This is a genomic window from Carboxylicivirga taeanensis, assembly GCF_051851475.1.
Taxonomy (GTDB): Bacteria; Bacteroidota; Bacteroidia; order Bacteroidales; family Marinilabiliaceae; genus Carboxylicivirga; species Carboxylicivirga taeanensis.
In genome coordinates this window covers 74,967-87,328 of record NZ_JBPUSJ010000006.1, presented here as the reverse complement: position 1 = coordinate 87,328, position 12,362 = coordinate 74,967, and the positions used below count along the sequence as shown (strand labels likewise).

10 protein-coding genes are annotated in these 12,362 nt (G+C 39.7%); 5 read left to right on the top strand and 5 right to left on the bottom strand.

Annotation, left to right across the window (positions count from 1 at the left end; genetic code table 11):
* The first annotated feature begins 32 nt into the window (after positions 1 to 32).
* Positions 33 to 638, top strand: coding sequence for a ribonuclease HII (gene rnhB / locus ACSX1H_RS10840; protein WP_439183890.1), 606 nt, complete (start codon positions 33 to 35; stop codon positions 636 to 638).
* A gap of 173 nt (positions 639 to 811) precedes the next feature.
* On the opposite strand, the gene ACSX1H_RS10835 is transcribed toward rnhB, so the two are convergent.
* A complete protein-coding gene (locus ACSX1H_RS10835) occupies positions 812 to 1,387 on the bottom strand; it encodes an outer membrane beta-barrel protein (RefSeq protein WP_439183889.1) in 576 nt (191 codons plus the stop codon).
* A gap of 364 nt (positions 1,388 to 1,751) precedes the next feature.
* Here ACSX1H_RS10835 and ACSX1H_RS10830 point away from each other — a divergent pair, with 364 nt between their 5' ends.
* From ACSX1H_RS10830 to ACSX1H_RS10820, 3 genes are all read left to right on the top strand, one after another.
* Positions 1,752 to 3,902: a S46 family peptidase gene (locus ACSX1H_RS10830; protein WP_439183888.1), complete on the top strand. Its 2,151-nt coding sequence runs from the start codon at positions 1,752 to 1,754 to the stop codon at positions 3,900 to 3,902.
* A gap of 147 nt (positions 3,903 to 4,049) precedes the next feature.
* A complete protein-coding gene (locus ACSX1H_RS10825) occupies positions 4,050 to 6,200 on the top strand; it encodes a S46 family peptidase (protein ID WP_439183887.1) in 2,151 nt (716 codons plus the stop codon).
* A gap of 38 nt (positions 6,201 to 6,238) precedes the next feature.
* Positions 6,239 to 6,868, top strand: coding sequence for a ribonuclease H1 domain-containing protein (locus ACSX1H_RS10820; protein ID WP_439183886.1), 630 nt, complete (start codon positions 6,239 to 6,241; stop codon positions 6,866 to 6,868).
* Between the two features lie 62 nt (positions 6,869 to 6,930).
* On the opposite strand, the gene ACSX1H_RS10815 is transcribed toward ACSX1H_RS10820, so the two are convergent.
* The 4 genes from ACSX1H_RS10815 to ACSX1H_RS10800 all read right to left on the bottom strand — a co-directional run bounded on the left by ACSX1H_RS10815 (position 6,931) and on the right by ACSX1H_RS10800 (position 10,585).
* Positions 6,931 to 7,536 carry a hypothetical protein gene (locus tag ACSX1H_RS10815; protein ID WP_439183885.1) on the bottom strand — a complete coding sequence of 202 codons (606 nt, stop codon included), beginning with the start codon at positions 7,534 to 7,536 and terminating at the stop codon, positions 6,931 to 6,933.
* An 11-nt stretch (positions 7,537 to 7,547) separates the two neighbouring features.
* Positions 7,548 to 8,045 carry a hypothetical protein gene (locus tag ACSX1H_RS10810; protein ID WP_439183884.1) on the bottom strand — a complete coding sequence of 166 codons (498 nt, stop codon included), beginning with the start codon at positions 8,043 to 8,045 and terminating at the stop codon, positions 7,548 to 7,550.
* A gap of 78 nt (positions 8,046 to 8,123) precedes the next feature.
* A complete protein-coding gene (locus ACSX1H_RS10805) occupies positions 8,124 to 8,402 on the bottom strand; it encodes a TRL-like family protein (protein ID WP_439183883.1) in 279 nt (92 codons plus the stop codon).
* Positions 8,403 to 8,716: 314 nt separating this feature from the next.
* The gene (locus ACSX1H_RS10800; RefSeq protein WP_439183882.1) at positions 8,717 to 10,585 is read right to left on the bottom strand and encodes a tetratricopeptide repeat-containing sensor histidine kinase; all 1,869 of its coding nucleotides are present in this window, start codon (positions 10,583 to 10,585) and stop codon (positions 8,717 to 8,719) included.
* Positions 10,586 to 10,761: 176 nt separating this feature from the next.
* On the opposite strand from ACSX1H_RS10800, the gene ACSX1H_RS10795 reads away from it, so the two are divergent.
* On the top strand, positions 10,762 to 12,360 hold the full coding sequence (locus ACSX1H_RS10795) for an RluA family pseudouridine synthase (RefSeq protein ID WP_439183881.1): 1,599 nt from the start codon (positions 10,762 to 10,764) through the stop codon (positions 12,358 to 12,360).
* Positions 12,361 to 12,362: the final 2 nt, after the last annotated feature.

The following is a 12,362-nucleotide window of genomic DNA, read 5'->3' as shown; positions in this document are numbered from 1 at the left end:
GTAAAAGAAGAATAACTACTGACTTATCAAACATGGCAAATTTATTATCCTACCTTAATAAAGATGTAATTGAAGCAGGATGTGACGAAGCCGGACGGGGTTGTTTAGCGGGCCCTGTGGTCGCATCAGCCGTCATACTCCCCCAGGACTTTAAGCATGAATTGCTTAACGACTCTAAACAGCTGACCGAGAAACAGCGGGAAAAACTACGGCCAATTATCGAAAAGGAGGCGCTTGCCTGGGCTGTCGCATTTGTCGACCATCAGGAAATAGATGAAATAAATATTTTAAAAGCGTCGTATATGGCCATGCACCGCGCCATTGACCAATTAAAAATAAAACCACAACATTTACTGATTGATGGAAATCGCTTTATTCCTTATAAAGATATAAATCACAGCTGCATTGTTAAAGGTGATGGCAAATACCTGTCGATTGCTGCTGCCAGTGTGCTGGCTAAAACCCATCGCGATGAATACATGGAAGCAATGCACGAACAACACCCGCATTATGCCTGGAACAAAAATAAGGGCTACCCCACCAAGGCGCATCGGGCTGCCATTAAGGAGCATGGCATTTCATCCATCCACCGGCGCAGCTTCCGTTTGCTGGACGAGCAAATGCGGCTTTTTGAATAGCGCCCATTCTATTCTCAAACACAACCGCAGCTTATTGCTCTTTTGATAGAAGCATCTCAATTAAAGACGCGCCATGCATTTGTAACAAATAAAAACAACTCCTGTAAAGGAGATTAACAAAATAAAAAAAACCGGCACAAGGCCGGCTTTTTTATACATCATATAAAGTCAACTTAGAATACAATTGAAAAACCTCCGTTAAATACAACCCCACTTGCTTTAACCTTACTCTTATCATCCTCATCATCTGTCGCCGTAAGTGAAACATAACCTAAACCTAAATCAACTGAGATAAAATCATTAACAAAAATTGCAACTCCAGCCCCAAGATCCCAGGCTGAAAGCTTTTTTTTACTATCCCATCCATCGTCGTCCTCTTTATAGCTTCCGAACATAACATCACCTTGAATAAATGGTTTAATATTACTAGTCCCAAAATAGTAACGAACCATAGGACCAACCATGAACGAAGTCTCTTTATAGTCTTCAACTTTTTGACTTTCAAAATCAAGTGCAAGACCTAGAGATAAATTATCAATCACAAAGTAACTCACTGATGGTTTAATATTAAAGGTATTCATCTTCGAATCATCCCCCATATCTTCTCCATCATATTCTTGTTGATATTTCATCGAAGAAAATGATAAATCTGACGCACCACTGAAAACTACTTTACCCTTTTCTGTTTGAGCAAATGAAGCTGTTGCTAAAAAAGCCAACACAGCCATGACCATTAATTCTTTTTTCATATTCATTTAGTTAAGTGATTAAATATGAGTATGAAAATATGAATTTTCTTGATAACACAAACGTTTTGTTTATTATTTAACATTATTGATACTATTAATTGCTTTTTAGTGTTAATCTAATTTGCCAATTGAAGTCATCACCATCAACCAGGCAGATAGATTGAAAATCCAGCATTTCATTAAGCCTATTGACGACTACCTGCCCATAATTGCCAGAAAATTATATCTTTGGCTCCCAAAATTAGATGATAAATTAACGGACTCAATAAGTTGAAAAGGGTTTTATTGTTTATAAGTTTTTCATTTACAACTAATAGCAAGACTAAAAATCTGTAAGCAACTTAATGTCTTAAAAACACAATTTATGAGAAGAATAGCAGCGATTTGGCTTATTGCCTGTCTGGGTTTTGTGCAATTTGCAAAGGCAGATGAGGGAATGTGGTTACTGCCACTCATCAACAAGTTAAATATGGAAAAAATGCAGGAGATGGGCTTACAACTTTCTGCAGAAGAAATTTACAGCATCAATAACAGCAGTTTAAAAGATGCCATCGTTATTTTCGGGCGCGGATGTACTGGTGAGCTGATTTCCGATCAGGGACTCGTGCTGACCAACCACCACTGCGGGTATGGCAAAATTCAGGAGTTAAGCTCAGTGGAAAACAACTATTTAAAAGACGGTTTTTGGGCTAAAAGCTTCGATGAAGAGCTGCCAGCTCCGGGCTTATCAGTTACATTTTTAAAATACATGACTGACGTAACTGCCGATATAAACGCTGAACTAAAAGAGGGAATGACTGAAGCTGAGCGGGCCGCAAAAATTAAAGAAGTATCAGCTAAATTAATTGAAGAGGCACAAAAAGGCAACGCGTATCAAATTAGAGTACAGGACTATTTTGAAGGCAACCAGTTCTATCTGATTGCCTACGAAAAATTTGAGGATGTTCGTTTTGTTGGCGCACCACCATCATCAATTGGTAAGTTTGGTTTTGATACCGATAACTGGATGTGGCCGCGCCACACTGGCGACTTCAGCATGTTTAGAGTATACTGCGGACCAGATGGTAAACCTGCTAAATACTCAAAAAACAACAAACCATATAAGCCAGCTCATCACCTGCCTGTATCATTAAAAGGTGTACAAAAGGACGACTTCGCTATGACGGTTGGATTTCCGGGAAGCACAGAGCGTTACCTTACATCGTGGGGTATTACAGAGCGCATGGACATTATTAACCACGCCCGCATTAAACCTCGCGGCATTAAGCAAGACATTTGGCAAAAAGATATGCGCGCTAATGAAAAAGTTAATATTCAGTATGCGTCTAAATTTGCCGGCAGCTCTAACTACTGGAAAAACAGTATCGGCATGAACCGCGGTTTAGAAAACTTGAATGTACTCGGACAAAAGCGCGAGTTAGAAAAAGAGTTTACCAACTGGGTGAACGCCGATAAAGCCCGCCAAGCCAAATATGGCAATGTACTGAGTGAGCTTGAAAAAGCGTATGAACAACGCGCTCCATTTATGTCGGCTACCTCTTTCCTTGCCGAATGTCAATTACGAGGCGCTGAAGTTTTCTACTTTGCGCTTAATGCAAAAGGACTGGAGAAAGCTCTGGAAGAGGAAAATCAGGAGAAGATTAACGCAGCTGTTGAAGCCTTGAAAGAAGCCGGTAAAAGCTTCTACAAAAATTACTATGCTGAAACAGACCGCAAAGTAATTGGTGCCTTGCTAAAATTGTATAACGATGATATCGAAACAAAATACCATCCTTCATTTTACAACACCGTTAATAAGAAATTTAAAGGTGATTTCCAGAAGTTTGCAGACGAGCTGTACAACAAATCCATTTTTATGGATGAAGCCCGCTTCAATGCCTTCCTCGAAAAACCTTCGCTAAAGGTATTGCAAAAAGATCTCGCCTATCAGGCTGGTGTGTCCTCATTGGATAAGTACAAAGAGATTAAGCAAATGGAGCAAGAAAGTCTTATCAGCATCAATAAAAACAACCGCCTGTTTATTGCCGGCCTGATGGAGATGAAAGCCGATAAAGTATTTTATCCGGATGCTAACTTCACCATGCGTCTATCTTACGGAAAAGTGGGCGATTATGAACCCAAAGATGGGGTGGTTTACAAGCACTACACAACTGTTGAAGGCATTATGGAAAAGGAAGATCCAGATAACTTCGAATTTGTGGTACCGGCCAAACTGAAAGAGCTTTGGAAAAATAAAGACTATGGCCAGTATGCTGATGAAGCAGGCTACATGCCGGTTTGTTTCACAACAGACAATGACATTACCGGAGGAAATAGTGGAAGCCCGGTTATTAATGCAGAAGGTCACCTGTTTGGTCTGGCATTTGATGGCAACTGGGAAGCCATGAGTGGTGACATTGCCTTTGAAAACGAACTACAAAAATGTATCAATGTGGATATCCGCTACGTTTTATTTATCATTGATAAATATGCAGGTGCGACCAACCTCATTGATGAAATGACACTAATAAAATAACTCTCTGTAACTGAGAGACACAAAGGGCTGCCGAACCATAACGGCAGCCCTTTTTTGTTAAAATTATTTAAAACATAAGCAAGTCATAGTAATCCCACGTATAATCTTGTAGTTTCGTCCCACCCGAATAAAAAGCTAGCAAATTCAATGCGCATTACATTTATCACGATACTAACACTGCTGTTCTCATCTGCTCTTAAAGCTGATGAAGGCATGTGGCTTCCTTTCTTACTCAGCGACAATCAAATAGAAAACATGCAGCAAAAAGGGCTGCACATCCCATTTGAATCCGTTTACAGTCACTCACAACCATCATTAAAAGATGCCGTAGTTTCGTTGGATGATGGGGCCTGCACCGGCGAGTTTATTAGCTCCAAAGGCTTACTGCTTACCAACCACCACTGTGGCTATAACGAAATACAGCAGCACAGCAGCCTCGAACACAACTACCTGGAAGATGGTTTTTGGGCAAAATCATTATCGGAAGAGCTGCCAAACCCGGGAAAAACAGCTACTCTGCTGATTGAAGCGCACGATGTAAGCACTCGCATTGGCAAGGCTGTAGACACTCTCAATGGTTCTGAACGCCAACTGGCTGTTGACAGTCTAATTGAAGTCATTGAGCAAGAAGCTTATGAACGTACTAAGCTCAAGGCCCGGGTAAAGTCATTCTTTTATGGCAATACCTATATTTTGTTTCTGACTCAAACCTACAAAGATGTAAGACTCGTTGGGACTCCTCCCTCCTCTATTGGAAAATTTGGAGGCGACACAGATAACTGGATGTGGCCCAGACATACAGGAGATTTTAGTTTCTTTAGAGTATATTGTGCGCCCGATGGTTCGCCAGCTGAGTACTCCCCGAACAATATTCCCTTCACTCCCCGCAAGCATTTTCAAATAAGCACACAAGGTTATCAAAAAGGGGATTTCACGATGACCCTTGGCTACCCCGGACACACGCAACGTTACCTAAGCTCCTTTGGGGTTAAAGAGATTAAAGAAGTGGTTAATCCTGTTGTGGCCGAAGTAAGAGGCATCAAACAAGCAATATGGGACAAGGCCATGCAACGCTCCGAGGCAACAAATATCAAATACGCAGCAAAGTATTCATCCTCGAGCAATTACTGGAAGTATGCAATCGGACAAAATAAAGCCATGGAAAAGTTGGGTGTTATTGCCCAACGGAAAGATAAGGAGGCTTCCTTCAAGAACTGGATTGGGCAAGATTCGCTGCTTGAAGACAAATATGGTAAGCTACTGCCGGTGATTGAAGCCTCGTACATGCTTGGAAAAAAACTAACCCATGCCAAAACTGTTACCGAAGAAACCATGCTTCAGGGTACAGAGCTTGTAGGTTTTGCACTTGAAATCAGCACGCTCTTTATGGAGTTACAGGAACATCGGGAAAAGCCTACATTTAAACAACATAAAGCAGAAGTACTCAGTACTATTCATTCGCTCTATAAAGATTACGATGCCCATTTGGACCAACAAGTATTTGAAGTAATGTTGAAATATTACCTGAACAACATTCCGGAAAGCTTACGTCCTAACGCAGAATCTTTACTAGGTAAAAAATACATGGATGATCCCTCGGGCTATACCTCCGAATTATTTAAAACAACAGCATTCACCAATCCCCAAAAGGTACTCGCGCTATTTAAAACCAATGATGAAGAGACCCTTTTTGGCGATCCTGCAATTGCATTTTCCTACCAGGTACTGTCGCATGTTTACCAGATTATTGAGGTGCACGAGAAATTACTGATCCAATTTAAGGATTCGCAACGGCTATTGCTGCAAGGTTATATGTCGCAAGGCCATCAGCAATCCTTTTATCCAGATGCTAACAGTACCTTACGTCTATCCTATGGCTTTGTTGGTGATTATGAGCCTAAGGATGGGGTTAAGTACAAATACCTCACAACTCTTAAAGGCATTATTGAAAAGGAAAACAAGGAGCTTACTGACTTCAACGTACCAATACAGCTAAAAAGACTTTACCAAAACAAAGACTTTGGAGATTATCAGCTGCCCAATGGACAAATGCCTGTTTGCTTTCTTACCAATAATGATATTACAGGTGGGAACAGTGGCAGTCCGGTAATAAATGGCAAAGGGGAGCTGATTGGTCTTGCGTTTGATGGGAACTGGGAAGCCATGACGAGCGATCTGGCTTTTGAAACCGATCTGCAAAAATGTATTTGTGTCGATATCCGTTATGTGCTTTTGGTGGTCGATAAAATGGCACAAGCGCATAACCTAATAGAGGAAATGGACTTTGTTGAGCCCTAAGATACCAGTATATTTGCTGAGCAATAATTTTTAGTAACATGGCAAAAAACAAGTATTATGTGGTTTGGGTGGGCGCTCAACCAGGCATTTATAATAGCTGGCCCGATTGTCAGGCACAAATAAAAGGATACCCTGCCGCTAAATTTAAGGGATTTGCCAGTTTAAAGGAAGCACAAGAGGCCTTTAGCCGAAGTTACGGTGAATATATTAACAAACAGGCTGGAGCAAAACCGGTGAGCAAACCATCACTTCAAGCTACTAAATCAATCATCAAAAATAGTATTGCCGTAGATGCGGCCTGTAGTGGCAACCCCGGTGTAATGGAGTATCAAGGAGTTTACACCCACGATGGCAGGCAACTTTTTCATCAGAAATTCAGCCTGGGAACCAATAATATTGGTGAGTTTCTTGCCTTGGTGCATGGCATTTCCTACTTACAGAAGCACAATCTGAATCTACCTATCTACTCCGACTCCAAGATCGCTATTGGCTGGGTGATGAAAAAGCAGTGCAAATCAAAACTTGCCGAGACTCCTAAAACCAAAGACCTGTTTGAACTCGTCAGGCGAGCTGAAGAATGGTTGAAGAATAACCCAATTAAGGTGAAAATATTAAAATGGGATACTAAAAACTGGGGAGAAATACCTGCAGATTTTGGTCGTAAATAAACTACTACTCGCAGGGCATTATTAACTTCCAACCAATCTATAGTACGCTATTATATAGCAAACTATATCTTGATAAATGAAGATTCATTCACTAATCTTCTCAACAACTCTTCATCTTCCTTATTAGAGTAATTAATGTTGATTGTAAAAGAATAGTTGTCAAACAGCCTATCCCATATTTTTTGGGACAAAATTACCGTATCGCTTTCAAAGGCATATATATCTGTTTCCAGGGCCTTAAAAACCAAACCTCCAATGGTATCAACACCAACTTCGTAAGTAAATTTAATCTCCTGTGCTTTATATGTTTCAATAATTGCCTCAAACATATTATCCTGAACAACATTATAAGTCGGCCCACCTAAGGAACTATGCAACTGACGGGTTACAATTAACGAATTAAAATCATCCTTTTTAAGTAAGACTAAATTCTCATGACTTACCTCAACCTCCTCTTCTGTTAATTCATTGATAAGTTGTTGCCCTCTCTCTTCAATATTTTGGATTTCACCCATAGATACATATTCCCAGCCTCCAATAGAATCTATCTTCCACAAATAATGATCATCAACCTCGATTAGTCCGCTCTTGATTTGTCTTTGGCTACTTTTGCCGCCATTACATGCCGTAATAAAACCAATAATAAGAATTGTAATTAGGCCTCTCATAGTCCGACTAATTAATTTGCAAGAAATACTCGCTGATTTATAACGTGAATATTCTTTTTGCTTTTTGATTTAATTTTATAGGACCGCTGCACACCATTTGTAAATATCACCAAGCCCCAGCTATCATTGGTAAAAACTTTAACCAGTTCTTCATATTTACATTCAGCAGTATATCTAGCCTCCCACGCTCTATTATCAAATTCTTCGAATAATAGTTTATGATCAGTTAAACCAAAGCTAAAGTTTTCATTTTCCAGAAATAGGCTATCAATCTTACTACCACCTGAATCGGATAAAATTGAAAAGTTAATAGTTGCAAAACTATCTTTAACAAAAGTAATATCCATATTAACCTTCTCACTAAAACTTATTGGTTTTATAAAATAAAGCATACTTCCTTCCTCCCTTAAATAAGAGAGATAATACTTTCCTTTTGCCTGCCCACTTAACCCAATTGAAAGACAAAATAGCCCAATAAAGAGGCAAATAGACTTAGGTACATTTTTCATAAACAATATAATAATGAGTGAAGCTGTCCGTAAAGAATATCACATAACATTCTCTATTTGGACAGCTTCATTTAAATGTTATTCTCCTGTAACAATTGTTTCAAAAGTTTGGAATAGTCCCAATATATTAGTGTGCTTCTGATCTACAGTTGATACTTTGGTAACACCACCATTCTTGGCAGCTTTTCCGATACTTGCATCTTGTCCGAAATATAAACCTAAAACAACTGTTGCTTTAGAAACACCAACTTTTGAACCTGTTGGATTACTAGTTGTTGCAACTGGTAACGTCATAGTACAGCTTGCCAATAATGCCGTACAGGCTAAACAAGCAACATAATTCTTGATTTTTTTCATAATTAGATTAAAAATTTATCATCTTACTCGTAAGGTTTTTCAGTCCCACCCGTTTTTATTATGGTATCTGCTCCATAGTATAATACAAAATTGGCGCAAATATAATAAAGTTTTTTACTGTTCGACCATGTATAGTTCGCACTAAGATTAATTTTAAAAATTTGCTAAAATAATCCTCATTGATTAAGGAAATTAATAGACAATCAGCCATGATTACTTAATTATAGATACTAATCTAAATGTACTTATTAATAATCTGATAATTAACAAAAGAAAACACTCTACATAATGAAAAAACACTAAACTATTGTTCCCTAATTTAACGTCATAAATGGTACCTGAAATACCACTCTTGTTCCTTTTAGCCCATACTTTGAAAGATCTTCGATTTGCAGGGTTACATCCTCCCGCTGTTCCCGAGCATTTAGCAAGTTTAAGCGTTCTCGGGTCAAGCCCAGCGCCAAAGACTTATGTTTTCGTTTTTTTGCCCGACTAATTTCCAGTGCATTTCGAATGCCAATGCCATTATCTTCTATTGAAAATTCGAGTACATCCTGCTTTCGGGTTAAGCTAACATGTATATAGCTATCCTCGTGGTGCAGCTGGCCATGTTCGATGGCATTTTCCAGAAAAGGTTGTGTCAGCATTGGAGGAACCAGTACATTTTCAAGTTCAATGTGCTCATCGAAATTAATTTGATAGTTAATTTGATTATCAAAGCGACGATTTTGTAAACTCATATAACGGTCCAGAATCTCTTTCTCCTTTTTTAAAGTAATATGCTCTTCTTTTGCATATTGCAATACCATCCGCATCAATCCAGAGAAATCTGCAACAAAATCGACAGCATCTTCTTTATTATTTTCCAATATTATGCACTGCAAGGCTGATAATGAATTGAAAATAAAATGCGGATTCATCTGCGTCCTTAGTACTTTTTGCTCTAAGGATAAACGCCTTTGTTTCTCCTTAATTTTTAACACATACACCCAAATAAGAGCAATAACCGTTAACAGCAGAAAAAACAAAGAGAGTCCCCACATATATAGCCGTGTTCGTTCCTCTTTAGCTCGAAGAAGGATGAGTTCCTTCTGCCCTTTCTCGGCATGATACTTTTTCTCAAGTTCAATGAGCTTATCTATCTGTTGCTGATCATAAATAGAATCTTTAAGTGCGTAAGACTGCTCGAGCACCTGATTAGCTAGCTGATATTTACCAAGGCGTGTGTATACGGTATATAACTCATCTAAATTATCGCGCTGTATTTCCCGCAAACCAATCATACTGTTATAATGACCAGCTTTTTCGTAAGCCATAAGTGCATCTTCAATATCATCTTTCTTCAAGTACATTTCCCCAAGCATGCTATAGGTATGCACCAACCCAATCTTATCGTCTAAACGCTCAAAATCAGTCAATGCCACATTAAAATACTCTGCAGCCCGCTCATATTGATTCGTGTTTGAGAATAGCCGGCCGAGGTTGGATGCGACAGTAGCCATCCTGTTTTCATCCCCATTTTTTTTATAAGCATCGTAAGCCTGTTTGTAATGCGAAAAAGCTTTATCATAATCGCCCATTCTTACGGCAATCACAGCCACATTATTGGTTACATCAGCCAGAGCCGAATAGTTTCCCAATTCCTCATAAAGTTGGCGTGCGTTATTGTAATACTCATAAACCTGATCATACCGCTCCCATTTGCCATAGATTATTCCCAGGTTTTGATACGACTGGGCAATGCCCTCTTTGTTGCCTGTCATTAGTTCATGATTGAGCGAATGATTATAAGCGATTAACGCGCTATCATAATTTGCTTTCAGGTAGTGAATCAACCCAATGTTATTATAGAGGACGGCCTGGTAAGATGAATCCTCAATAGCCTTAAACGCCTCTAATGCTGTTTGGTAAGCTTTTAATGAACTGTCTAATTCTTGCGTGTAATAATAAACTTCAGCATTAAACAGGTTAGAATAAGCATGTGCCTCATTCTTGCTCAGAGGTGATTTTTTAAAATGCTGAAGCGCTAATTCCTGGATGCTGTCCACGTTTTCACCCACCATGCGGTTCAGTTCATTTAACCGGTCGATCCACTGCTGAGAAGCCAAGGAATCCGTTTGGGCAGAAATAGGCTGGTGCCAAATAAGCAGTAAGCCAAAAAAAAATAAATATTTGTTAAGCATGGTGTTGATTAAAAGTAACCAAAAATAACATATTTTCTCGACAGTAGGCTATTTATATTCATCCTTCTAATCTTTATTGTACCTGCAGCAACAAGCGCACGCATACCGTTTGAGCCATTGCCTGCTCAAACTATTTTTAATTACTTTGCTCAATAAATACCAATCAGTAAATTAAGATGCAGTGTTTCATTCCTCTCGCAGATCTCAAGGGTTCTGAACGACCTTTACTGTTCACTAATCCATTTGATTACGAAGCTCATCCGTTTTGCATTCAAGCCAAGATGCTGCTTGAAAAACACCTGCCTCAGCCCGAAGAAATGAAAAAGGGTAAAATGTTTGGTATTTTGGTAGCGCAAAACGCAAGAGGGGAAATTGGCTATTTATCCGCCTATTCGGGTAATGAACAATACCGTTGTGAAGGCGTCCGATTTGTACCTCAAGTATTCGACATTACCCAACCAGATGGCTTTTTCAGGAAAGAAGAAGAACAGCTGAACAAACTCAATGATGAAATTGAACAGCTGGAAAGAAGCCCTTTGTATAATAACTTAAAACAACAGTTAGAGAGGCACATCCAAAGCTCGGCTCAGCAATTACAGCATACCAAAACAGCCATTAAAAAAGCGAAAGAAGAAAGGGCCAAAACACGAATGGGCACCAACGACAAACTTCTTCTTGACTCGTTGATTAAAGAAAGTCAGACAGAAAAGAGCAACTTCACAAAGCTTAAGAAGCGACTCAAAAAAGAACAATTGGAAATAGAGTGTGCTCTTGCTGAAAAACAAGAGGAGATAGCCAAACTTAAGCGATTCCGAAAAAAACAATCAGCCAGAGTTCAAAAAGAGCTCTTCGATAGGTATCTCTTCCACAACTTTTTGGGCCAACACCAAAGTGCATCTCAGCTATTTGCCGAAACCGATGCAAAAGTACCACCTGCCGGAACAGGTGATTGCGCAGCGCCAAAGTTGCTGCAGTATGCCATTAACCATCAACTAACACCTCTTGCAATGGTTGAATTCTGGTGGGGACCATCGCCACAAAAAGCCATCCGAAAACACAACTACTTTTACCCGGCCTGTAAAAGCAAGTGTGAGCCCATCCTCAACTTCATGCTGCAGGGACTAAATATTGAAACAAGCAACGGCCAAACAAATCTGTCTCTTTCAGTTATTTTTGAAGACGAACATCTGGCAGTAATCAATAAACCCGCCGGCTTACTATCCGTTCCCGGGAAAGACCAAGGTGAGTCCGTTCAAATACAAGCACAACAACTTTTCCCAACAGCTGGCGGCCCCCTTATTGTCCATCGTTTGGACATGGCCACTTCAGGACTAATGTTGATCGCAAAAAGTAAAAAGGTGCACGAGCATCTTCAAAAACAGTTTTTAACACACACCATTAAAAAGGTATACATCGCCCTGTTGGATGGGATTGTTGAAAAAGATAAAGGCGAAATCAATCTGCCATTGCGTGTTGATATAGATGACCGGCCACGACAAGTGGTATGCTTCGATCATGGCAAATCGGGCTTAACATATTGGGAAGTTATCAACAGAGAAAACGGACGCACGAGAGTAAAATTTTATCCTGTAACCGGGCGCACGCATCAACTGCGTGTTCATGCGGCGCATCAGCTGGGACTGAACACACCTATTGTAGGCGATCCATTATATGGTCAAAAATCGGCCCGCTTGATGTTGCATGCTGAATCGATAACATTCATCCACCCGGCAACACTTGAAAAACTATCCTTTACAGCAAAAGCCGATTTTTAACT

What these genes read in the sequence shown, in the direction of transcription:
- ACSX1H_RS10800 (WP_439183882.1), bottom strand. Translation starts at nt 10,585, where the DNA reads ATGCTTAACAAATATTTATTTTTTTTTGGCTTACTGCTTATTTGGCAC.
- ACSX1H_RS10795 (WP_439183881.1), top strand. Translation starts at nt 10,762, where the DNA reads ATGCAGTGTTTCATTCCTCTCGCAGATCTCAAGGGTTCTGAACGACCT.
- ACSX1H_RS10805 (WP_439183883.1), bottom strand. Translation starts at nt 8,402, where the DNA reads ATGAAAAAAATCAAGAATTATGTTGCTTGTTTAGCCTGTACGGCATTA.
- rnhB (WP_439183890.1), top strand. Translation starts at nt 33, where the DNA reads ATGGCAAATTTATTATCCTACCTTAATAAAGATGTAATTGAAGCAGGA.
- ACSX1H_RS10830 (WP_439183888.1), top strand. Translation starts at nt 1,752, where the DNA reads ATGAGAAGAATAGCAGCGATTTGGCTTATTGCCTGTCTGGGTTTTGTG.
- ACSX1H_RS10820 (WP_439183886.1), top strand. Translation starts at nt 6,239, where the DNA reads ATGGCAAAAAACAAGTATTATGTGGTTTGGGTGGGCGCTCAACCAGGC.
- ACSX1H_RS10835 (WP_439183889.1), bottom strand. Translation starts at nt 1,387, where the DNA reads ATGAAAAAAGAATTAATGGTCATGGCTGTGTTGGCTTTTTTAGCAACA.
- ACSX1H_RS10810 (WP_439183884.1), bottom strand. Translation starts at nt 8,045, where the DNA reads ATGAAAAATGTACCTAAGTCTATTTGCCTCTTTATTGGGCTATTTTGT.
- ACSX1H_RS10825 (WP_439183887.1), top strand. Translation starts at nt 4,050, where the DNA reads ATGCGCATTACATTTATCACGATACTAACACTGCTGTTCTCATCTGCT.
- ACSX1H_RS10815 (WP_439183885.1), bottom strand. Translation starts at nt 7,536, where the DNA reads ATGAGAGGCCTAATTACAATTCTTATTATTGGTTTTATTACGGCATGT.